21 protein-coding genes are annotated in these 20,098 nt (G+C 71.7%); 9 read left to right on the plus strand and 12 right to left on the minus strand.

From position 1 onward, the window contains the following. Positions 1–22 precede the first annotated feature (22 nt). The 5 genes from egtE to egtA are packed head-to-tail and all read right to left on the minus strand — an operon-like array spanning position 23 to position 5,668. Entirely contained in the window at positions 23–1,399 is a 1,377-nt protein-coding gene (gene egtE / locus ABZS69_RS03220; RefSeq protein WP_355365606.1) for an ergothioneine biosynthesis PLP-dependent enzyme EgtE, read from the minus strand. Beyond that, positions 1,396–2,376 carry an L-histidine N(alpha)-methyltransferase gene (egtD, locus tag ABZS69_RS03225; RefSeq protein WP_355365609.1) on the minus strand — a complete coding sequence of 327 codons (981 nt, stop codon included), beginning with the start codon at positions 2,374–2,376 and terminating at the stop codon, positions 1,396–1,398. The genes egtE and egtD overlap by 4 nt, the downstream gene beginning before the upstream one ends. Positions 2,377–2,395: 19 nt before the next feature. After that, entirely contained in the window at positions 2,396–3,115 is a 720-nt protein-coding gene (gene egtC / locus ABZS69_RS03230; protein WP_355365612.1) for an ergothioneine biosynthesis protein EgtC, read from the minus strand. A gap of 1 nt (position 3,116) precedes the next feature. After that, complete coding sequence (gene egtB, locus ABZS69_RS03235; protein WP_355365615.1) at positions 3,117–4,409, minus strand: ergothioneine biosynthesis protein EgtB; 1,293 nt, start codon at positions 4,407–4,409, stop codon at positions 3,117–3,119. Further along, the gene (gene egtA, locus ABZS69_RS03240) at positions 4,406–5,668 is read right to left on the minus strand and encodes an ergothioneine biosynthesis glutamate--cysteine ligase EgtA (RefSeq protein WP_355365618.1); all 1,263 of its coding nucleotides are present in this window, start codon (positions 5,666–5,668) and stop codon (positions 4,406–4,408) included. The genes egtB and egtA overlap by 4 nt, the downstream gene beginning before the upstream one ends. A 105-nt stretch (positions 5,669–5,773) precedes the next feature. Between egtA and ABZS69_RS03245 the strand changes: the two genes are divergently transcribed. Further along, positions 5,774–6,013 carry a zf-HC2 domain-containing protein gene (locus tag ABZS69_RS03245; protein ID WP_355365621.1) on the plus strand — a complete coding sequence of 80 codons (240 nt, stop codon included), beginning with the start codon at positions 5,774–5,776 and terminating at the stop codon, positions 6,011–6,013. Between the two features lie 28 nt (positions 6,014–6,041). Here the strand turns inward: ABZS69_RS03245 and ABZS69_RS03250 are convergent, their stop codons facing one another. Both ABZS69_RS03250 and ABZS69_RS03255 read right to left on the minus strand, forming a co-directional pair. Next, entirely contained in the window at positions 6,042–6,281 is a 240-nt protein-coding gene (locus ABZS69_RS03250; RefSeq protein WP_355365624.1) for a zf-HC2 domain-containing protein, read from the minus strand. A gap of 78 nt (positions 6,282–6,359) precedes the next feature. After that, positions 6,360–6,998 (minus strand): RNA polymerase sigma factor, encoded by a 639-nt coding sequence (locus ABZS69_RS03255; protein WP_355365627.1) that lies wholly within the window; start codon positions 6,996–6,998, stop codon positions 6,360–6,362. A 596-nt stretch (positions 6,999–7,594) separates the two neighbouring features. Between ABZS69_RS03255 and ABZS69_RS03260 the strand changes: the two genes are divergently transcribed. Both ABZS69_RS03260 and ABZS69_RS03265 read left to right on the plus strand, forming a co-directional pair. Continuing rightward, a complete protein-coding gene (locus ABZS69_RS03260; RefSeq protein ID WP_355365630.1) occupies positions 7,595–7,984 on the plus strand; it encodes a hypothetical protein in 390 nt (129 codons plus the stop codon). A gap of 21 nt (positions 7,985–8,005) precedes the next feature. Further along, positions 8,006–8,389: a hypothetical protein gene (locus ABZS69_RS03265; protein ID WP_355365633.1), complete on the plus strand. Its 384-nt coding sequence runs from the start codon at positions 8,006–8,008 to the stop codon at positions 8,387–8,389. A 78-nt stretch (positions 8,390–8,467) separates the two neighbouring features. Here ABZS69_RS03265 and ABZS69_RS03270 read toward each other — a convergent pair whose 3' ends face one another. Continuing rightward, entirely contained in the window at positions 8,468–8,635 is a 168-nt protein-coding gene (locus tag ABZS69_RS03270) for a hypothetical protein (RefSeq protein ID WP_355365636.1), read from the minus strand. A 343-nt stretch (positions 8,636–8,978) separates the two neighbouring features. Between ABZS69_RS03270 and ABZS69_RS03275 the strand changes: the two genes are divergently transcribed. From ABZS69_RS03275 to ABZS69_RS03295, 5 genes are all read left to right on the plus strand, one after another. Next, complete coding sequence (locus ABZS69_RS03275; protein WP_355365639.1) at positions 8,979–10,112, plus strand: hypothetical protein; 1,134 nt, start codon at positions 8,979–8,981, stop codon at positions 10,110–10,112. Between the two features lie 104 nt (positions 10,113–10,216). Then, a complete protein-coding gene (locus ABZS69_RS03280; RefSeq protein ID WP_355365642.1) occupies positions 10,217–10,978 on the plus strand; it encodes a hypothetical protein in 762 nt (253 codons plus the stop codon). A gap of 255 nt (positions 10,979–11,233) precedes the next feature. Beyond that, positions 11,234–12,310: a peptidase gene (locus ABZS69_RS03285; protein ID WP_355365645.1), complete on the plus strand. Its 1,077-nt coding sequence runs from the start codon at positions 11,234–11,236 to the stop codon at positions 12,308–12,310. 128 nt (positions 12,311–12,438) lie between these two features. Then, the gene (locus tag ABZS69_RS03290) at positions 12,439–13,662 is read left to right on the plus strand and encodes a cytochrome P450 (protein ID WP_355365648.1); all 1,224 of its coding nucleotides are present in this window, start codon (positions 12,439–12,441) and stop codon (positions 13,660–13,662) included. Positions 13,663–13,778: 116 nt separating this feature from the next. After that, complete coding sequence (locus tag ABZS69_RS03295; protein WP_355365651.1) at positions 13,779–14,465, plus strand: helix-turn-helix domain-containing protein; 687 nt, start codon at positions 13,779–13,781, stop codon at positions 14,463–14,465. On the opposite strand, the gene ABZS69_RS03300 is transcribed toward ABZS69_RS03295, so the two are convergent. Continuing rightward, entirely contained in the window at positions 14,466–15,254 is a 789-nt protein-coding gene (locus ABZS69_RS03300; protein ID WP_355365654.1) for a lytic polysaccharide monooxygenase, read from the minus strand. It lies immediately after the preceding gene. A gap of 141 nt (positions 15,255–15,395) precedes the next feature. Between ABZS69_RS03300 and ABZS69_RS03305 the strand changes: the two genes are divergently transcribed. Next, positions 15,396–16,214, plus strand: a complete 819-nt coding sequence (locus tag ABZS69_RS03305; RefSeq protein WP_355365657.1) for an SAM-dependent methyltransferase — start codon at positions 15,396–15,398, stop codon at positions 16,212–16,214. A 29-nt stretch (positions 16,215–16,243) separates the two neighbouring features. On the opposite strand, the gene ABZS69_RS03310 is transcribed toward ABZS69_RS03305, so the two are convergent. The 3 genes from ABZS69_RS03310 to ABZS69_RS03320 all read right to left on the minus strand — a co-directional run bounded on the left by ABZS69_RS03310 (position 16,244) and on the right by ABZS69_RS03320 (position 20,096). Continuing rightward, positions 16,244–17,131, minus strand: a complete 888-nt coding sequence (locus ABZS69_RS03310; protein WP_355365660.1) for a helix-turn-helix transcriptional regulator — start codon at positions 17,129–17,131, stop codon at positions 16,244–16,246. Positions 17,132–17,259: 128 nt separating this feature from the next. After that, the gene (locus ABZS69_RS03315) at positions 17,260–18,900 is read right to left on the minus strand and encodes a hypothetical protein (RefSeq protein WP_355365662.1); all 1,641 of its coding nucleotides are present in this window, start codon (positions 18,898–18,900) and stop codon (positions 17,260–17,262) included. Further along, entirely contained in the window at positions 18,897–20,096 is a 1,200-nt protein-coding gene (locus ABZS69_RS03320) for a sialidase family protein (protein WP_355365664.1), read from the minus strand. Before ABZS69_RS03320 ends, ABZS69_RS03315 begins: the two co-directional genes overlap by 4 nt. Positions 20,097–20,098: the final 2 nt, after the last annotated feature.

Here is a 20,098-nt window from a genome sequence, read left to right on the forward strand (position 1 = left end):
ACCCCGGGATCGGGCTGCCGCGTCAGCGGGCGAGGGCTCGGGCCAGGGCGTGCAGGGTCTCCGGCGGCGTGCCGGGCGGCGGGGAGACGCGGAGCACGGGTTCACGCAGGTCCAGCGGAGCGCGGGCGGTCGGTACGACGTTGACCAGCAGGGACGCCTCGGCGGCCCGGGCGGCGGCGGCCTGCGCGGAGTCCCCCGGCGGTGGCCGGAGCGTGACGAGGGCGGACGGCTCGTCGAGCGGCTCGACCACCCGCCACCCGCCGGCCCCGTCGAGCACGCCACGCGCCGTGCGACCGAGGTCGGCCAGGTGCGCGTGGACGGCGGAGGGTCCGAGCGCGTGATGTTCCAGCACGGCCGCCCCGAGCCCGGCCCGCGCCGCGATCGCCGCCTCCGCGCTCTCGAACCGCGCCATTCCGGCCACCGGCGCCGGGCTGCCCACGCTCTCGTACCGCATCGCTCCGGGCACCGGCGTGCCCGCGCTCTCGTGCCGCATCATTTCGGACACCGGCGCCGGGCCGTCCGGGCTCGCGGGGTCCGGGGTCCACAGGTGGCCGCCGAGGGTGGGGACCGCGGCGTCCATGGCCGGCGTGAGTTCGGGGACGATCAGGAAGCCGACGCCGCGGGGCCCGGCGAGCCACTTGCGGGAGGTCCCCACGTACGCGGTCGCGCCCGCCCCGCGTACCTCGACGTGGCCGAGTGACTGGCAGACGTCGAGCACGAGCGGCACCCCCGCCGCGCGGCACAGCGCCCCGATCTCCGCCGCGGGCTGCACGACGCCGCGGTGGGAGGCCACGTGGGAGACGATCACCAGGTCGAGCCCCGACGCCAGCCGGGCCCGCAGCTTTTCGAGGTCGAGGCGGGCGTCGCCGTCTACCGGCAGCTCGACCGGCCGCCAGCCCCGCTGCGCGGCCAGGCGGTGCAGCAGCATCAGCGTGCTGCCGTACTCGGTGCGCGCGTGGCCGACGCGGCTGCCCGGCGCGAGCCGCCACCCGCCCAGGAGGGCCGCCATCGCCGCCGTGCCGCTCTCCAGGAACGCCACGTCCCCTGGACCGGCCCCGGCCAGCCCGGCCAGGGCCGACCTGGCCGGGGTGAGGTCCGGGACGGCCGCGTAGCCGCCGCGCTCCCGTTCCAGCCGCAGGTGCGCCACGACCGCGTCGAGCACCCGGTCGCTGGGCACGTTGCACCCGGCCGCGTCGAGATGGCCGGGCGGCACGACGCTCCGGGCGGCCCGCCACATCTCCCCGACCCCCGCCACCCACCCGGCCCCGCCAACGGACGCACCGGGCCCGGCGCCGGACGGGTCGGTCCCGGCGGCGGACGCGCCGGGCCCGGCGACCGGCGCGTCCGGCGCGGCGTCCGGCTCGGTGGGTGGGGTCGCGTGTCCCGTTCCGGGGGTCACGCCTCCGCCAGAATCAGCGTGAAGTCGCCGTCCGGGTCGGTGTAGCCGCGGCGGACCAGGAACCCGGCCGCGGCCAGCTCGCCGCGCAGCCCCTCCTGCCGGAACTTGGCGCTGATCTCGGTACGCATCTCCTCCCCCTCGGCGAAGTCGACCTCGAGCCCGAGCTCCGCGACCCGCACCCGCATGTCCCGGACGGCCCGCAGCCGCATCTCGATCCAGTCGTGCCGCTCGTCGTAGAGCGCCACGTGCTCGAACGCCTCCGGCTCGAAGTCGGCCCGAAGCTGCCGGTTGATCACGTGGAGCACGTTCCGGTTGAAGGCGGCCGTCACTCCGGCCGGGTCGTCGTAGGCGGCCACCAGCCGCTCGGTGTCCTTCACCAGATCGGCCCCGAGCAGGAACGTGTCCCCGCGCCGGAGCGTGGCCCGCAGTTCCTTCAGGAACGCCCGGCGGGCGACGGGTTCGAGGTTGCCTATCGTGCCGCCGAGGAAGGCCACCATCCGCCGCCCGGCCCGCGGCAGCAGCCCCAGGTGGCGCTCGAAGTCGGCGCACACCGCCCGCACGTCGAGCCCGGGGAACCGCCCGGCCACCCGCCGCGCCGCCGCCTCCAGGGTGACGGCGTCGACGTCCACCGGCGTGTACGCGCGCAGGGTCCCCGCAGCGGCGAGCGCCTCCAGCAGCAGCTCGGTCTTCTCGCTGGTGCCCGACCCCAGCTCGACCAGCGTGTCCGCGCGGGAGGCGGCCGCCACGTCCGCGGCACGGGCCCGCAGGATGGCCAGCTCGCGCCGGGTCGGGTAGTACTCGGGCAGCCGGGTGATCCGGGAGAACAGCTCGCTGCCCGCCGTGTCGTAGAACCACTTGGGCGGCAACCACTTGGGCGACGACGTCAGACCCGTCCTGACGTCACGTTCGAGCGCCTGCCGCAGGTAGTCACGGTCGAGATGGTTGATCACGTGCACGGTCGACTGACTGACGGCCATGAGGCCTCCTATGGTGAGATCACAACGGCTGCACGGCAACGCGGTCAGGGGTGACGGTCAGCAGGCTGTGCTCGGGAACGGCCTGCCAGCCCGGCAGGTCGTCGAGCGGCTCGCTGGCCACGCGCACGCCGTCGTGGTGTTGGTGGTAGAAGAGCGTGTCGCCCCAGACGGTCGCGGCGATCGACCCGCCGTCGCAGGCGAGCAGGTTCAGGCGGGCGCCGGGGTCCTTCTTCCCGGCGTGGACGACGACTTCGGCCAGCGCCTCGCCCAGCCCCAGCCCGGCGCGCCCGCGCAGGAACACGGCGGTCGCGATCCAGGCGGCGTCGCACGCGCTCTCCGCGCGACCGGCCAGGTCGTCGGCGAGCTCGCGCAGCGCGTCCTTGCTGACGCGCCCGTTGTGGCTGAGCAGCCACCCTTTGTCGGTGAACGGCGCGGTGGCGCTCTCCTCGATCGGCATGCCCGCGGTGGCCGAGCGCACGGCCGCGAGCAGGCAGGCCGAGCGGGCGACCTGGGCGAGCGCGGGCAGGTTGGCGTCGGACCAGATGGGCACGGTACGGCGGTAGCGGACGGGCTCGGGGCGCGTGGAGTCGTACCAGCCCATGCCGTACCCGTCGGCGTTGATCAGGCCCTGGCGCTGGTGCCGGGGCGCGTACGACTGCTTGAACAGGCCGTGCTCGGGTTCGTGGATGAGCCAGGTGAGCGGGCGGGGCTCGCCCAGCCAGGCCGCGTGCCTGCACACCTCAGACCAGCTCCGAACGCGCACAGCGGAACCCGGTGAAGATCTGCCGCCGGATCGGGTAGTCCCAGTTCCTGAACGTGGTGCGGACCGCCGCCGGGTCGGCCGCCCAGGAGCCGCCGCGCAGCACCCGGTATTCCTGGCCGAAGAACACCTCGCTGTACTCCTTGTACGGGAAGCTGCGGAAGCCCGGGTAGGGCTGGAACCAGGAGCCGGTCCACTCCCACACGTCTCCGACCAGCTGCTCGACCCCGTACGCGCTGGCCCCGGCCGGGTAGGCGCCCAGCGGCGCGGGGTGGGCGGCGCGGTGGCCGAGGTTCGCCCTGGTCGGGTCCGGGCTCTCCTCGCCCCACGGGTAGCGCCGGGCGCGGCGGGCCTCCGGGTCCCAGCCGCAGGCCTTCTCCCACTCGGCCTCGGTGGGCAGCCGCTTGCCGGCCCAGCGGGCGTAGGCGTCGGCTTCGTACCAGCTCACGTGCTGGACGGGCTCGTCCATCGGGACGGGCTCGGTCCGGCCGAAGCGCCTGCGCCACCAGGCGTCGCCGTCCCTGACCCAGAACAGGGGGGCGGTCACCCAGCTGCGCTGCCGCCACTGCCGGCCCTCGGCGGACCACCAGCGCGGGTCGTCGTAGCCGCCCTCCTCGATGAACGCCGCGTACGCGCGGTTGCCGACGGGGAGCCGGTCGATCCAGTACGCGGGCAGGTCCACCTGGTGGGCGGGGCGTTCGTTGTCGTAGGCCCAGGGCAGGGTGGCGGTGCCCATCATGAAGGCCCCCGCGGGCACGTAGACCTCCTCGGGGCCGCCGGCCCGGCCCTGCGGCAGGTCGCCGTCGCGCACCAGACCGGGCTGCCCGGACAGTTGCAGGGTGGCGAGCATGGTCTCGTCGTGCTGGTGCTCGTGCTGGATCACCAGGCCGAACACGAAGCCGTCGCGGTGCAGCGGCGCGGCGCTCTCCAGGTCGATCGCGTCGAGGACGTCGAGCACGCGCCCGCGTACGCCCTCGATGTAGCGGCGGGCCTCGGCCGGGCCCAGGAGCGGCAGGGTGGGGCGGTCCTTGCGCGGATGTTTGAAGGCGTCGTAGATGTCGTCGATCTCGGGGCGGAGCGGGTCGATGCCGGCGGCCTCGCGCAGCACCCACAGCTCCTCGTAGTTGCCCACGTGCGCGAGGTCCCACACCAGTGGCGACATCAGCGGGGAGTGCTGACGCACCAGCAGGTCGTCCTCCGCCTCGGTATAGGTGAGCGACCGGTCGCGCACTGCGAGAAGCTCGGCCGCGATACGTTCCTTGATGTCGTTCATTGCCGTCCTTCTCCGTTCAGCCAGGCCGGGACGCGCCGCCCCGGCACCGGATCCATCAGGTCGGCCGCCGGTGAGCGGCCCGGTGTCACGTGCCTGTCGGCGAACGCGGCCACCTCGCCGATCAGGCCGGGGTCCGCGCCGAGACGGGGCAGCGCCTCCAGGGCGGCGCGGAAGCACGTCTCGGCGGCCCGGCCCAGGCGCGGCTCGGCCAGCCCGCACCGAGCCGCCTCCCCCCACAACTCCCGGTACGGCCCGCGCCCGGGATCCAGGTACGGCTCCACGGCGGCGAGCGCGGCGTCGGCGGCCCGGTCGTCGGTGACGAGGGCGTGGGTCACGGCCACGCACACCGGCCAGGCCGCCGGATGCTGGGCGTCGAGATAACGGATCTCCAGCCAGCCCCTGGGCCGCACGGGGGGGAAGACCGTCGTGGCGTGATAGGCCAGGTCGCCGGCGGTGGGGCGGCGCTCGCCCGCGCCGTTCAGCCAGTCGCGGAACGTCGAGCCGTCGCGCACCGGGCGACAGCGCTCGTCGTCCTCGCGCACCAGCATGAGCCGGGCGTCCAGCAGGTATTCGGCCCAGTCCGCGGCGGGGTCGCCCGAGGCGGGCACGGGCGAGGTCCGGGTGCGGTCGAGGCGGTCCCAGACGGCCTGACGGCCCGACATCCAGCCGCACGGCCGGCCGCGGCTGAGCGGCGAGTTGGCGAAGGCCGCCATCAGCACGGGGCCGAGCGCGTGCGCCCGCTCCCAGCGGGCCTGCGGCCGCTCCCCCAGGTCCAGGTTGACCTGGACGGACGCGGTCGAGCACATCATCAGCGCCCCGTACGGCTCGCCGAGGAACTCGGCCATGGCGTCGTACCGGGGCACGCGGAGCTGGCGGCGGGCCGGGCGCACCGGGTCGAGGCCCACCCCGGCCAGCACCAGCCCGGCCGGGCGCAGGGCGGCGCGCACGGCGGACACGTCGGCGGCCATGCGGTCCAGCGCGTCCCGCAGCGAGGCCGCGGGGCCGGACAGCTCCAGCTGGCCACCCGGCTCGAACGTCACCCGGCTGCCGCCCGGCAGCGCCGGAATGACCCGCTCGACCTCGGCCATCGGGACGTGCGCGGCCGCCGCCCCACGGTCGAAGACCAGGAACTCCAGCTCTACGCCCACCCGCTCCCCGGCGTCCGGGCGTTCCGCGGCCGGCTGGAAGCAGCGGCGCGCGAAATCCGCCACCTCGGAGGCGTCTCGCAGCGGCGTGCTCTCGGACGTCAGCCCGATCATCGTCGTCCCCTTCGCGTGGCGCACAGGTCTACAGACCCGCGAGCCGCGCGAACGTTACAGACGGATTTTCGCGTAACGGATAGGGCGCGACCGGGACTAGGTCATATGGAGCGAGCAGCGGACGACCTCAGGTGCGATGAGGTGCTCGCGCTGCTCACCGACTATCTGGAGGAGGCGCTCCCGGCGGGACGACGGCGGCTGGTCGCGGACCATCTGGGCGCCTGCCCGGCGTGTTCGGGGTGGCTGGCGCAGGTCCTCGCGACGATCGCGGCACTGCGCTGCCTGCGGGACGACGTCATGCCGGCGCCGGTGCTCGCCGCGCTGCGGGCGAGCTTCCGCGGGTGACCCGGCCGGAGCCCATGGCCCCGCGGGCTCATAACCGGCGCCGCTCGCGGAAGGCGGAGATGAGCCGGTCGCGCACGTCGGCGGGCAGCTTCTCCGGAGGCGGGTCGCCGAGCGCGCCGATGGTCGCGCGGAACTGCTCGACGTAGCGCCCGCACCCCTCGCAGCAGGCCAGATGCGCCCGCACGCCGTCGCTGGCCGGCCGGTCGAGGGCGTCATCAAGGTAGGCGGTGATGAGTTCCGCCAGTTCGTCGCAGGTGAACCGCTTCACGACGTCGACCGCCTTGCCTCTGGATATGAACCGTTTCACTTATTGTCGCCGCTTCGCCGCCCAGGAGAAGCCCACGCGCTACTCCGGCTGCTTCACGGACTCGAAATAGTCGGCGAGCCAGCCGCGCACGGCGGTGCGGGCGCGATGCAGCAGCACCCGCTGGTTGGCCTCGGAGATCTCCAGGATCTCGCACACCTCGTCGGACGTGCACCCTTCCACGTCCCGCAGGGTAATCACGATCCGCTGCCGGGGCGGCAGCCTGGCCAGCCCCTCGGCGATCAGCCCGCGCACCTCCGAGGCCAGCGCCTCGCTCTCCGGCGTCGGCCAGGTCACGGGGAGCTCCTTCCAGCCGCCCGGCAGCACCGCGTCGAAGCCCTGGTCCGCCACCGAGACGCCGTCGTGCTCGAAGGCGCTCCACGGCAGCGTGCGGCTCTCGCGGGCGCCGCGCTTCTTCGCGGTGTTGATCAGGATGCGGTAGACCCACGTCTTGACCGACGAGCGGCTCTCGAAGGCGTCGATCCCGCCGATCACCGCCAGCCAGGTGTCCTGGACGACCTCCTCCGCGGAGTGGTCGGTGGACACGTAGGACCTGGCCACCCGCAACATGCCGCCGGACCAGGTGTCGAGCAGCGCCGCGAACATCGCCTCGTCCCCGGCGCGCAGGGCTGTGACGACGACGTCGTCCGGGGGCAGCTCACCGCCCACGAAAGACCCCACGATCGATTCCCTCCGCTCGAACGCTGCCACATCCATGGCGTCGGGACCGATCGCCGGCCCTAGCCCGGGACGTACCGCCCCACGCTAATCCTTCCCACTGACGTTCTTCCGTCTCGGCGATCGCCCACAATATGCGTATTTTTCGGATAAACAGGTCAGACGCTTCCCAAAGCCGCAGTTCGCCGCCCTCCTGGCCCCGCGATCCCGCCTCCTTAGGACCAGACTCCCAAGGTTCCGGACAACCTCGGCGCCACATCATGGTGCGGGCCCGCTCTGACGGCGATAGTCGCAGCATGTCTGATATCACCGTCATCACACATCACCGGCCCACCCTCACCGTCCAGGGAGCCTGGACAGACTGACACCGACCTGACGCAGCCACGCACGCGCCCTGATCGCCCCGGCGGTCAGGGCGCGTCGTCGTCTCCTACGTCCAGCAGTCAGAGCAGGCACGACGCTTACGGTCGGCCACGGGTTCACTTGCGGTCGATCAAAAAAGCTTGAGCGTCGCGTTCCGGGGTGGCTCGCGGTGTAGCAGCCCGCACGTAATTACTTTCTGTCGTGGCATACATCTGTCTGTAACCGAGGGGGACTTCATGCTCCGTCGTATCCTGGCGGGCGGGCTCGCTCTGACCGCCACCGGTCTCGTTCTGGCCGTCGGCTCCGCGGCGTACGCCGACGAACTCAAGGCCCCGTACGCGCGGGCCGGGGCGGTCGTCGACGCGGACGGCCGGCTGAACCTGGGCAAGAACATCGTCGCGACCTGGCGGGCCGCCACCGGCAAGTACTGCGTGCAGGTCACCCACGACGTCGACGTGACCGAGGCAGTCATCCAGATCACTCCGCGTCACGCGCTGCGGCTGCCGCACATCGCCTTCAGGAACCCCTCGGCGACCTGCCACCGGGACAACACCATCACGGTCAACGTCTACAACCCCCACACCGCGCGGCTCGCCGACTCCGGTTTCGACCTCTCCATCTCCTGATCTGGACCGAAGGGACAACCAATGAAGAACATCAGGCGTATAGCCGCAGGGGTGCTCGCCGCAGTCGCCGTCCTGACACCTGCCGCCGCCTACGCGGACACGCCGTACGCCCAGGCGTCGGCCGAGGTGGACCTGGACGGTTCCCTGGTCCAGAGCAGCCACGTCACCGACGTCTGGCACCCGTACAAGGGCGTCTACTGCGTGGCCGTCGACGAGAGCGTCGACCTGACCGGCACGGCGGCGATCCACGCCACGCCCATCGGCCAGTACGCGGCTCCGCGCTCGCTGTCCGTCGAGCTCGAACCGTCGGTTTGCGGCCAGAACCGCCTGGACACCATCGCCGTCTACAGCCAGGTCTCCTACAGGGTGCGGGCCGACGCGGCGTTCTACCTGACCGTCTCCTGACGCCGCCAAGGCCGCGCGCTGCGAACAGACGCGCGGCCTTGCCGCCACCACCGCCACGTCCCCTCCGTCGCGGCCCCGTCAGCCGCCGATCCGCAGCACCCGCATCTGGACGGCCAGCAGCCGGTAGTAGCCGATCAGCGTGATCAGCCCGTAGAGCCGGGCCTGGCCGAGCGAGTCCAGCGCCGCCGCGAACGTCACGTCCCCCAGGTCCCCCGTCTCCAGCAGCTCGCGGGCGGTCTCCAGCACGAGCCGTTCCGCCGGGTCCTCGAAGGGCGCCGGACCGCCGCGGCCGAGCGGACCCCTTCCTCGCGCTCGCCGTCCCGGCGCCGCGCGGCGGACGTCACGGTGATCGTCGATCACCTGGCCCGGGTGGACCTCCACGACGAGGAGGCGGTGACGACGCTGCTGGGACTGCTCGACGACCCGACGGCGGCGTTCGGCTTCTAGCAGAGGAGTTACGCCACATTTCCCGGCAAAAGCGCTGATCAGCGACCCGCAGTCGGCGCGAATCCCCTCCGGATCGGAGGTGAATACAGCATCCTGGGCATGCCATCACGCTCACCCCGCCCCCTTCAACCGAGGAGGTCGCGTGACCCGGTACGCCATAGACCACAGCCGCAACATGCTCATCGCCCAATGGAGCACGGGCATCGGCGACACGGCCACCACCGTGGCCGAGCTGCCCCCGGCCCGCTCCGCCTGGGACGGCCTGCGGCTGGCCACCTCCCTGACCGACCTGTCGCAGGCCTGCTGGCGCTGCTACACCCATCCGGCCAGCACCGCGGAGCGGCACGGACCGAACAGCCTGGGCTGGTTCCGGCAGTGCGAGCGCGACGCCTTCGCCTCCATCGTCCCGGCGCTGACCAGCCCGGGCCCTGCCGCCGGCAACCCGTTCCCCACGGCGACCACCAGGGTCGAGGACAGCGCCCAGCGCGTCGGCCGTTCCCTGCGCGCCTTCGACACCTCGCAGCTCACGGTCCGCATCATCACGGAGGTCACCGACGAGCTGGCCGCCATCGAGCAGGCCGAGCTCGGCGACCTGTCCGACCGCGCGCAGCAGGCCGTCGTCCTCAGCCGCGAGGACGCCTCCCCGCTCCAGGTCTCCCAGGCCGACGGCCTGCTGCGCCGGCATCCGTTCGGTCCCGAGGAGCTGTTCACCCAGGTGGACCCTGCCGCGGCCGCCATCGCCGCCGCGCACTGGCTCTACGCGGCGGCCTCCACCACCGCCCGCCGCGCCCGCCTGCACCCCGCGCAGGTCGTGGCCAGGGTCGACGGCGTCAAGCCCCTCATCCTGGAGAGCCTCATCGAGATCGTGACGGCGATCGGCACGGGCACGTCCCCGCGGCAGGCCGTCATGCCCATGATCCGCCACGCGCTGCACATCGCCGAGGGGCACCTGAGCGGCGTCACGGAGGCCAGGCACCGGATCACCGCGGCCGAGGAGTTCGCCGAGCGGGCCCACGCCGACCATCCCGAGCTCGGGCTCGACTTCGACGCCGTCTACCTGCCGATCACCCCGCTCGACCCCACCCGCCCGGCCCTCGACCTGCTCGACAACCTGCTGGCGGGGATCCACGGCTGCTGGCTGCTGGACGTGCAGCGCGTGCACCCGCTGGGCACCCTCGCCGGCGAGCGGACCGGCCCGCTGCGGCGCAGGCCGGTCGAGGCGTTCCTCGCGGAGGTCAGGCAGGAGGCGGCCGTCCGCCGCGACGATCTGCTGTAGCGCGGCCGACAGTTTCAGGCCTTTCGAAATGAGCCGGCCCCGTGGTCACCGTTCGTTAGTGTCGCTCTCCTTGATCACCTCACTGGGGGAGCAACATGCGAAAGATGTCGGCATATCTGGGGGCGCTGGCTCTGGCGAGCGCGGTGGTCGTGGGCTCGGTCGCGCCCGCCGCGTCGGCGGCGACGGCCCACAGCGCCACGGCCAGCGTCGAGCGTACGACGTGGTTGAACCCGGGCCAGCTGCTCAAGGCGGGTGACTCCGTGCGGTCGTCCGGCGGCGACTACGTCCTGCAGCAGCAGGAGGACGGCAACCTGGTCATGTACCGGGGCACCACGGCGCTGTGGAGCAGCCAGACCGGCGACAGCCCCGGCGCGTTCGCCGCCATGCAGGAGGACGGCAACCTGGTCGTCTACCGCGGCAAGACCCCGCTGTGGGCCTCGAACACCGACACCCCCGGCGCCCGCCTGACCGTACAGGACGACGGCAACCTGGTCATCTACGCCGGCAAGACCCCGCTGTGGACCCGCCACGCCACGATCAGCGTGCTCAAGCCGGGCTACGGGCTCAAGGCCAACCAGTACGTGCGCTCCCGCAACGGCGACTACCAGTTCGTCATGCAGGAGGACGGCAACCTCGTGCTCTACAAGGCCGGCAAGCCCCTGTGGAGCTCGAAGACGGGCGGTAACCCGGGCGCGTCCGCGCAGATGCAGAAGGACGGCAACCTGGTCGTCTACAAGGGCACGACGCCGCTGTGGGACTCCAAGACCGGCAAGAACCCGGGCGCGCGGCTGGAGATGCAGGACGACGGCAACGTCGTCATCTACGACGGCAAGCGCCCGCTCTGGTCCACGGAGACGGGCCGATAGCTCGAGGCGTGGGTGCGGCCATCGCTTGGTCCTCCAAGCGTCTATGACCTGGACCGCCGAAGGGCGATGGCCGCAGGTAACAGTGTCGCGTCTACGTGTGATCGCCGCAGCTCATCACCGCAACCAGACGGGCGCCCCGCCCGGCCCCTCGGTATCGCCGTCGATTCGTCCTATATCAATATGTGCATGCCTTGAGGAAGATAGTTAGCGCCATACGTACCTCCAAGCGGCAGATTCCGGTTTCAGGAGGTACGTATGCATCGCAGAGTCGTCCTGCTCTCCGCGGTCGCGCTCGCTCTGGCGGGCGCACTGGTCCCGGCGGGCGCCGCCCAGGCGAGCGCCCCGAGCGGCCTCGGCCCCAGGCCCGTCGGATGGTCCGGGGCGGACTCCTGGTCGGAGTACAGGAGCGTCCTGCAGTACTGGACACCGCAGCGCATGCTGGCGGCGCAGCCGCTGGGGACTCCCCCGCCACGCCGGAGCCAGTCGGGCGGGCCGACCGTCGGTGACCCGTGGGCCAGCCGGAACGGCTCGGTCCAGCGCTCTTCCTGGTCCACCGGCGGCGGCGCCACCACGCAGGGCGCGGCCTGGTCGGTCCCCGGCACCCAGGCGGTCAACAACACGCGACTGCAGGCCGTGGTGCCCAACAGCCCCGGCCTGCGCTGGGTCGACGGCGGCGCCGTGGTCCGCACCACCGGGCGCGTCTTCTTCACCACCGCCGAGGGCGGCAACGCCTCCTGCTCGGGCTCGGCCGTGACCAGTGCCAATGAGAGCGTCGTGATGACCGCCGGGCACTGTGTGAAGCAGAACGGGGCCGCACACCGCAACTGGGTGTTCGTGCCCGGGTTCGACCAGGGGCGGCGCCCGTTCGGCACCTGGGTCGCCTCCAGATTGCTGACCACGCAGCAGTGGAACGCCAATGAGGACATCAACTTCGACGTCGCCGCCGCCGTGGTCGCGCCGCTGCAGGGGCAGACGCTGACGGACGTGGTCGGCGGGCAGGGAGTGGCGTTCAACCAGCCCAGGGGACGGCAGATGTTCTCCTTCGGCTATCCGGCGGCGGCGCCCTTCGACGGCTCCCGGTTGATCTACTGCAGCGGGCGCACGTTCAACGACACCGTCCAGACCAGGGACCAGGGCCTGCGCTGCAACATGACCGGCGGGTCGAGCGGCGGCCCGTGGTTCCAGGGGTTCAACGAGTCCACCGGGCTCGGCTGGCTGAACTCGGTCAACAGCTTCAAGTACGACTTCGCCCCGCAGTTCATGTTCGGCCCCTTCTTCGGTAATGAAGCCATGGCCGTCTACCAGGCCGCGCAGCGCACCAACACGCTCTGAGGCCGTCCGGTGCGGGCGCCGTCGTCAACGGCGAAGACGGGAGGAGCGGAACGCCCATTTCAAGGCGATTGCCTTAATAAGGCGGCCGACTTATATTCGGAGGGTCAGGCTTCCGAGCTGGAGGACTCATGACCGCTGACGCGATTCCCGATTTCCCGTTCGACCGCCCCACCGCCCTGGAGCCGCCGCCACAGCTGGCGGAGCTGCGGGACAAGTGCCCGGTGTCGCACGTACGGCTGCCGAGCGGAGACGTGGCCACACTGGTGACCAGGTACGACGACGCACGTGCCGTCCTGGCGGACCCGCGCTTCAGCCGCAACCTCGCCAGGGAGGGCGCCGCGCGGCTGTCGACCACCGAGGACGGCGGCCTGTTCAACCGGCGCACCGAAGGCACCATGAACATCAGGGAGGGGCAGGGCCACATGCGGTGGCGACGCCTGCTCAGCCGCTGGTTCACGGCGCGGAAGATGGAGGTGTGGCGGCCCAGGGTCCAGGCGATGACCGACGACCTGCTCGACGCGATGCTGGCCAAGGGCTCCCCCGGCAACCTGTCGGCCGCGCTGAGCCTGCCGCTCCCGGTGCGGGTCATCTGCGCGCTGGTCGGCGCGCCGAGCGAGGACCAGGACAAGTTCGCGCACTGGTCCCGCACCATGCTGACGCTGACGCGCAACACGCAGGAGGAGGTCGACCAGGCGCACGCGGAGTTCACCGCGTACGTGTCCGACCTGGTCGACCACAACCGGGAGCACCCCGGCGACGACCTGCTCAGCGAGCTGACCCAGATCACCGACGCCGAGGACGGCCGGCTGAGCCAGGCCGAGCTCATCTCCACCGTGCGCGGCCTGCTGCTGGCCGGCCACGAGACGACCTCGAACATGATCGCGATCATGGTGGCGATGCTGCTCGCCGACCGGGAGCGCTTCGAGGCCGTGATCGACGACCCCGACCTGATCCCGGGCACCGTCGAGGAGGTGCTGCGCCTGGACAGCACGCTGTCGGTCGTCGGCGGGGTGCCCAGGTTCATCACCGAGGACGTCGAGCTCAGCGACGTCACGGTGCCCGCGGGCAGCACGCTGATCCCCAACATCCCCGCCGCCAACCGCGACCCGGCCAAGTTCTCGGACCCCGACCGGTTCGACGCGCGGCGGCAGAACAGCAACCAGCACCTCACCTTCGGCGCGGGCCCGCACTACTGCCTCGGCCAGCCGCTGGCCAGGCTAGAGCTCCAGGTGGTGCTGGACACCCTGACGCGCAGGCTGCCCGGCCTGCAGCTGCGGGACTCCCCTGACGACCTGCGCCTTCGCACCGGAGGGATGTCGGGAGGGCTCCAGGACGTATGGGTCACCTGGTGACCCCCTGAGCACGGCGCCGGGGCCCGCCAGGTGGGCCGCCGGCGTCATCGCGTGCTCGTGGCGAGGGCGATAATCGATCGGGGGACGGCACAGCAAGACGAGATCAAGGATCCACCATGAAAGTCAGCACGGCGGTCGCCACGCCGTCACCCCGCTCGCTGCGCGCCCGGGACAAGCTCATGCACACCGCCGAACGGCTGTATGCGGAGCACGGGTTCGCGAACGTCTCGATCAGGATGATCCGCGAGGCGGCGGGCCAGCGCAACAAGTCCGCCGTCCAATACCACTTCAGCACCCGCGACGAGCTGATCCAGGCGATCCTCGCCCGCCACGCGGCCGAGATCGACCGGCTCCGCGCCCCGATGGTGGCCGAGCTGGAGTCCTCGGGCGAGGTGTCGCGACGCGACCGGATCGCCTGCGTCATCGCCCCGAGCATCGAGCACTACATCGAGCTGGGCACCCCGTCCTGGTACGGGCGCTTCCTCGCCCAGGCCGTCGTGGAGCCGTCCCTGCGCGACTTCACGACCGAGGCGAACGTGAGCACGCCCTCGTTCCAGCGCCTGGAGCAGCTGCGGCCCCGGCGCGGGCAGGAGCGCGACCCCGCGCTGTTCGAGCGCTACTCGTCCATGACCCGCCTGCTCATCGTGCACATGTGCGCCGAGCTCGAAGGCGACCTGGCCACCGGGCGGGTCGACCCGGCCACCGCCGAGCGGTCGTGGCGCGAGCTGGGCGAGACCCTCGTCACGGCCGTCTGCGGCCTCAGCTCGGCCCTGCTCGACCAGGAGACCGACGCGGCGGGTTGATCAGCGGTGACGACGTGGCCGGGCCAGGAGGATGACCATCGCCCCGGCGCCGATCGCGAACAGCGCGCCGGCGGTGACCAGCCAGGGCATGCCGGTGTACCCGGTGAGCCGGTACGCCGCCGCGGGCCTGGGCTGACCGGCGGCCGCGGCGGCGGCGGGCGCGGTGTTGCGGAAGACCACGTCCGAGCAGGAGTAATAGGTGTCAGGCGTGTCGGAGTTCTGCCAGATCGTGTAGATCAGGTGGCGACCGGTCCGGCCGGAGGGCAGGCGGCCCTTGATCACGTACGAGCCGTCCGTCAGCTTCGGGTCGGTGGCCTTGAGGAAGGGCTTCGCCTCCAAGGAGGACCATTTCAGGGGCTTGGTCGGGTCGTAGCCCTTCTTCGTGACGTACATCCGGAACGTGCCGCTGTGCGGGATGGTGCCGCGATAGCGGAAGGTGAAGCGCGTGCCCGGCTTGAGCGTGGTCGCGGGCCAGTCGGCACGCGCGAGGTCGAGCCCCTTGAACGCGGGGATGCCGGCGCTGCACAGCTTGCCGTCCGGGATCGTCTGACGGTCCCTGCCCGCGACGTCCGCCACCCGCAGGTTGTCCCATTCCTCGGTCATGGACTTGCCCCCGGCCGCCACGGCGGCGCGGCAGGCGGCGGCTCGCGTCTTCAGCGGACTGTCGGACCCGCAGGCCGCCGCCCGGCTGAGTGGACTCTCCGGCGCTCCGTGCGCCTCCGCCGGGGCGGTGATCAGACCCACCGACAGCAGCAGTCCGACGCCTACGCTCGTGATCCGGTGCCGCACGTCGGCCGACCTCCTCGCATCGTCTTACAGCGAGGTACGGCCACCCGGCCCCACCGGTTCATTCCGTCAATGACACACATGAGGATGAGCTGGTAGAAAGGCAGAAAAAATCGCAGATGCGACATATGAGGTGAAGCTCTCGTGACAGATGATTCACCCCTGGATCCCGCACTCCTCTCCAGGATCGACACCAGCAAGCCGCATCAGGCCAGGGTCTGGAACTTCTGGCTGGGCGGAAAGGACAATTACCCGGTCGACCGGCAACTGGCCGAGAGGCTCCGGGACATCTACCCGGGCATGGAGGACATCGCCCGCCATTCTCGGGTCTTCTTGGGGCGAGCTGTCCGATATCTAGCTGGAACAGTGGGTATCAGGCAGTTTTTGGATATTGGTACTGGTTTGCCGACCGTTGATCATACCCACGAGGTGGCGCAACGGGTGGACCCCACCAGCCGGGTGGTCTACGTGGACAACGACCCTCTCGTCCTGGTGCACGCGCAGGCCCTGCTCACCAGCGACCCCCGCGGTGCCTGCGACTACATCGAGGCCGACGTCCGCGAGCCCGCCACCATCCTGGAGTTCGCCGCCAAGACGCTGGACTTCAGCCGGCCGACCGCGCTCATGCTGCTGGGCGTGATGGGCACGGTCTTCGACGACGACCAGGCGTACGCGCTGGTCCGGGACCTGCTCGATGCGCTGCCCGCGGGCAGCTATCTGGTGTTCGAGGACGGCACGAACACCGTCAAGCCCGACGCCGCCGCCGAGGCCGAGGCGCTGCGCGACAAGGGCGAGGTCTACGACTACCGGCTGCGCACCCCCGAGGAGATCGCGCGCTTCTTCGACGGGCTGGAGCTGGTGGAGCCGGGCATCGTGTCCGTCTCCCGCTGGCAGGTGGAGTCGGAGGTGTTCGGGCTGCCCCCGGAGGTCGACGCGTTCTGCGGGGTCGCGCGCAAGCCGTGACCTGTGGGGTCGCGCGCGAGCCGTGACGGTCAGAGCTCGGCGATGAGCCGACGCAGCATCGCCGGGGTGGCGGACGCGGGCGAGGCGTGCACGCCGAGCTCATCCATCAGCCGTTGGTACGGCAGGACGTCCGTCTCCTTGGTGAGGTATTGGGCGTTGGTCAGCTGTTCGAGGTAGACGACGTCGTGCAGCTCGGACTGGGCGAAGCGCATGATGGTGACGGGCCCGACGCCGCCCATGGCCCAGCCGCAGCTGAACGGCAGCACCTGCACGGTGATGTTGGGCCGCGCGGCCATCCGGGCGAGGTGTTCGAGCTGGCCGCGCATGATCTCGCGGCTGCCGACCCGGTGCCGCAGCACCGCTTCGTCCAGCACCACCCAGAGCTTGCGCGGCTCGGGCGGCTCCAGGACGCGCTGCCGGCGCATCCGCACCTCGACCCGGCGCTCGATCTGCTCGTCCGAGTCGCTCTCGTTGCCGATGGCGAAGATCGCGCGGGCGTAGTCTTCGGTCTGCAGCAGGCCGGGCACGAACTGGACCTCGTGCATGCGGATCACCGAGGCGTCCTGCTCCAGCCCCAGGTACGCCTCGAACCAGTCGGGGAGCACGTCGCGGTAGTCGTGCCACCAGCTGGGCTCGTTGGCCTGCCTGGCCAGCGCGAGCAGGGCCTCGCGCTCGGCCTCGCCGGCGACGCCGTACATGATCAGCAGGTCGGAGACGTCACGCAGCTTGAAGCTCGTGCGCCCGCCCTCCATGCGGCTGATCTTGGAGTGTGAGCTGCGGATGTGGTAGCCGGCGTCCTCCCGCGAAATCCCGGCGGATTCGCGCAGCCGTCGCAATTGCGCACCCAGAAGAATACGCAGCGCGGTCGGCCCCGACTGGGCGGCATCGCTGCCGAGCGTTTCCGCCAGGTCACTCATACCGTGAGCAGTCGGCATCCATATCCTTACTCGGCAGCTCGCCACAGTCCGGTCCCGCCGTCAATAGTGCCACGGGAGTCGCGACGGAGCGGATATTTCCTTGTGGCGCCACACGGACCGGGGTACGCCTACACGGTAACGTCCCCGCACACGTGCACTTCCACACCGAGGCGGTGGAAGAACGCCGCCTTCGCCACCAGCGCCTTGTCGGCCGTGGCGGCGTCGGGAGCGTAGGCGACCTGGACGTGGTTGGCCTTGTGGCGGGCCATGAACTGGTCGCGGTCGACCCCGTGGTGCACGACGTGCGCGATCGGCCACTCGGGGTTGGTGGCCGCCCACCGCCGCTCGGTCTCCTCCTCCGGCAGCTCCACGACGGAGGCGCGGCCGATGTCGAGCTGGAGCCGGGCGTCCGCGATGTAGAGGCGGGACCAGACGATCTCGCCCGGCCTGCTCACGCCCTTGATCGTGCCGCCGCCTGCGGGGAAGTACATCGGGTTCTGCCGCCAGCTCACCGCGCCCGCGTACCCGCCCGTCAGGTGGGACGGCGGCACGGAGCCGGAGATCTCGTAGACCCAGACGAAGTCGTCGCCGTACTGCTCGCCCCAGCGCACGTCGTGCAGCGTGGTCGCGGGGTCGAGGCCCATGGCGGTCCACACCCGGTTGGTCACCAGCGCGTCCACGGCCACGCCCTCGTCCGCCTCGTTGAAGTGCGGCAGCGGGGCGCCGTCGAAGAGCACCCGGGCGCCGTCGCGGCTGGTCACCGGCGGGCGTACGACGTTGTTGAGCAGGCCCTCCGCCAGGTCGGAGGCCGGGGTCAGGTCCTTCAGCCCCTGCTGGTACTGGATCCCGACGGCGTCGAGACCGAAGTCGTCGGCGATCCGCAGCGCGGCGACGTACATCTTGAACTGCTCGCGCAGCTGCCGGTCGGTGAGCTCCGTGGTCTCGTCGGCGCCGGTGGCGAAGCTCATCCCGGCGGCGTCCAGCCACTCGCGCACGGCCGCCGCCTCGGCGTCCGGCACCTTGAGCATCTCGGCGTAGAGAGCGCTCTGCGACAGCCGCTCCTTGTAGATCCCGAGGGGGTTGAGCAGCTCGTCGTCGATGATCGCGTTGTACATACCCATGCACCCCTCGTCGAACACGCCGACGATGGCCTTGTCGCGCAGCAGCTCCTCGGCCAGCGCGACGCCGAGCTCCGACTCCGGGCCGGGCGGCGGCGAAGGCAGCGGGCGGACGTGCGAGGAGTCGTGGACGATGGTTCCGGTCCGCACCCAGCTCGCCAGGCCGTCCAGGAAGTAGCGGTCGGTGAAGTCGACCGACCAGATCGTCGAGTACGGGCGGCCCATCTTGGTCAGCCCGGCGTTGAGTCCGAGCAGACCGACCAGGCCCGGCCAGGTGCCGTCGAAGTTGGCGACAGTGAGGATCGGACCCCCGTGGGTGCGGAGCCCGGCCAGCACGTGGTGGCTGTACTGCCACACGGCCTCCGCGACGATCAGCGGCGCGTCGGCGGGGATGGTCTTGAAGACCTCCAGGCCCATCCGCTGGCTGTCGATGAAGCCGTGCCCCTTCGCGGGATCCACCTCGTGCGCGCGGACCACCGTCCAGCCGAGATCGGCGAACGCCGCCGTGACCGCCTTCTCCAGGCTCTCCTGGGCGGCCCAGCCGGCGACGTTCGCCGACAGGCGCAGGTCTCCGCTGGCGATCAGGTACGCGGTGCGCGGCGCGGCGGCCTGCTCCGCGCGGGGAACGGGCAGGCGGTACGGGCTGGTCATGGCTTCTTCGGCTCCAGATCTGCGAGGGGCAGCCGGGCGAGGACGATCCCCCTGCGCTGCCAGGTGTAGGTGACGAGGAGGTCGTCGGGGGTGACGACGGCGAAGGGGTAGCTGTACTCGGCGACGCCGCTGGTCATGACGCCGTCGTCACCGGGCGCGAACCCTGGGGCGGCGGCGCCGGACGGCGGCCGCCGGGGCACGGCCGGATCGACCGCGACCACGCCGTCGTCCAGGGTCGGCCCCGCGTGCCAGGTCAGCCCGTCGTCGTCCGACAACGAGACGACGAGCGGGCAGCGGCTGCCCCACGACTCGGCGGCCGGGTTGTGCACGCAGGCCACCCGCCCGGACGGCAGCGCGACCACCGTGAGGCCGCTGTTGTTGTTCGGCAGGCTCGTGGGCTCGGCGGGCGTCCAGGTGCGCCCGCCGTCCGGGGAGACCGAGCGGTACGCCCGCCCCTCGGTGCTGCGCATCAGCGCGACGGGGCCGTTCGCTCCCCACCACAGGGCGGGCTGGATGTGCCCGGCGCCGGTCAGCGCGCCGTGGTCGACGGGGATCGGGGCACGTGTCCAGCTCTGCCCGCCGTCGTCGGAGACGTCCACGAACGGGTCCCATCGGGGCGGCTCGCCCCACCGCTCCGTCGAGCCGGGTGCCAGCCAGGGGCCGTCCCCGGGGGCGAGCAGGGGCGGGTTCTTGACGGGGCCGCGGCCGCCGGAGCGGTCATCGGGGACGAGTTCGCGTACCGGCTCCCACGTGGCGCCGCCGTCGTGCGAGCGGGTGACCAGCGTGACCCACTCGGAGATGCGCGCGCCCGCCTTGCAGAACAGCCACAGGGCGCCGTCCGGGCCGCCGGCCAGCACGGGATTCCAGTGGGCGACCTCCCGGCCCGTCTCCAGCGTGCGCACCGCGCCCCATCCGGCGTCCGTGCGGCCCGCCTCCGGGGTGCGCGCCGCACCGCCACACCCGGCGTCCGTGCGGTCCGCCTTCGGGGTGCGCGCCGCGTCGACGCCCCGGCCGGTGTCCGTGCCGCGGGTGATGCGGATGCGGTTGTCGGGGGTGCCCTCTCTGGTGCCGGCGAACCACGCGACGACCGGAGTGCCGTCCACCACCGCGAGCGTGGAGGCGTGGCACTGCGTCCAGCGGGGGTCGTCGACGGTCACGAACTCCCGGTGGACCCGCTCGACGCCGGACTCGCTCACTT

The organism is Nonomuraea sp. NPDC005650 (genome assembly GCF_040605375.1).
Classification (GTDB): domain Bacteria; phylum Actinomycetota; class Actinomycetes; order Streptosporangiales; family Streptosporangiaceae; genus Nonomuraea.

Bases quoted from the DNA above. Each gene is read 5' to 3' on its own strand.
- egtD (WP_355365609.1), bottom strand. From the start codon at position 2,376: ATGGCCGTCAGTCAGTCGACCGTGCACGTGATCAACCATCTCGACCGT.
- egtB (WP_355365615.1), bottom strand. From the start codon at position 4,409: ATGAACGACATCAAGGAACGTATCGCGGCCGAGCTTCTCGCAGTGCGC.
- egtA (WP_355365618.1), bottom strand. From the start codon at position 5,668: ATGATCGGGCTGACGTCCGAGAGCACGCCGCTGCGAGACGCCTCCGAG.
- ABZS69_RS03245 (WP_355365621.1), top strand. From the start codon at position 5,774: ATGGAGCGAGCAGCGGACGACCTCAGGTGCGATGAGGTGCTCGCGCTG.
- ABZS69_RS03260 (WP_355365630.1), top strand. From the start codon at position 7,595: ATGCTCCGTCGTATCCTGGCGGGCGGGCTCGCTCTGACCGCCACCGGT.
- ABZS69_RS03265 (WP_355365633.1), top strand. From the start codon at position 8,006: ATGAAGAACATCAGGCGTATAGCCGCAGGGGTGCTCGCCGCAGTCGCC.
- ABZS69_RS03280 (WP_355365642.1), top strand. From the start codon at position 10,217: ATGTCGGCATATCTGGGGGCGCTGGCTCTGGCGAGCGCGGTGGTCGTG.
- ABZS69_RS03285 (WP_355365645.1), top strand. From the start codon at position 11,234: ATGCATCGCAGAGTCGTCCTGCTCTCCGCGGTCGCGCTCGCTCTGGCG.
- ABZS69_RS03290 (WP_355365648.1), top strand. From the start codon at position 12,439: ATGACCGCTGACGCGATTCCCGATTTCCCGTTCGACCGCCCCACCGCC.
- ABZS69_RS03295 (WP_355365651.1), top strand. From the start codon at position 13,779: ATGAAAGTCAGCACGGCGGTCGCCACGCCGTCACCCCGCTCGCTGCGC.
- ABZS69_RS03310 (WP_355365660.1), bottom strand. From the start codon at position 17,131: ATGAGTGACCTGGCGGAAACGCTCGGCAGCGATGCCGCCCAGTCGGGG.
- ABZS69_RS03315 (WP_355365662.1), bottom strand. From the start codon at position 18,900: ATGACCAGCCCGTACCGCCTGCCCGTTCCCCGCGCGGAGCAGGCCGCC.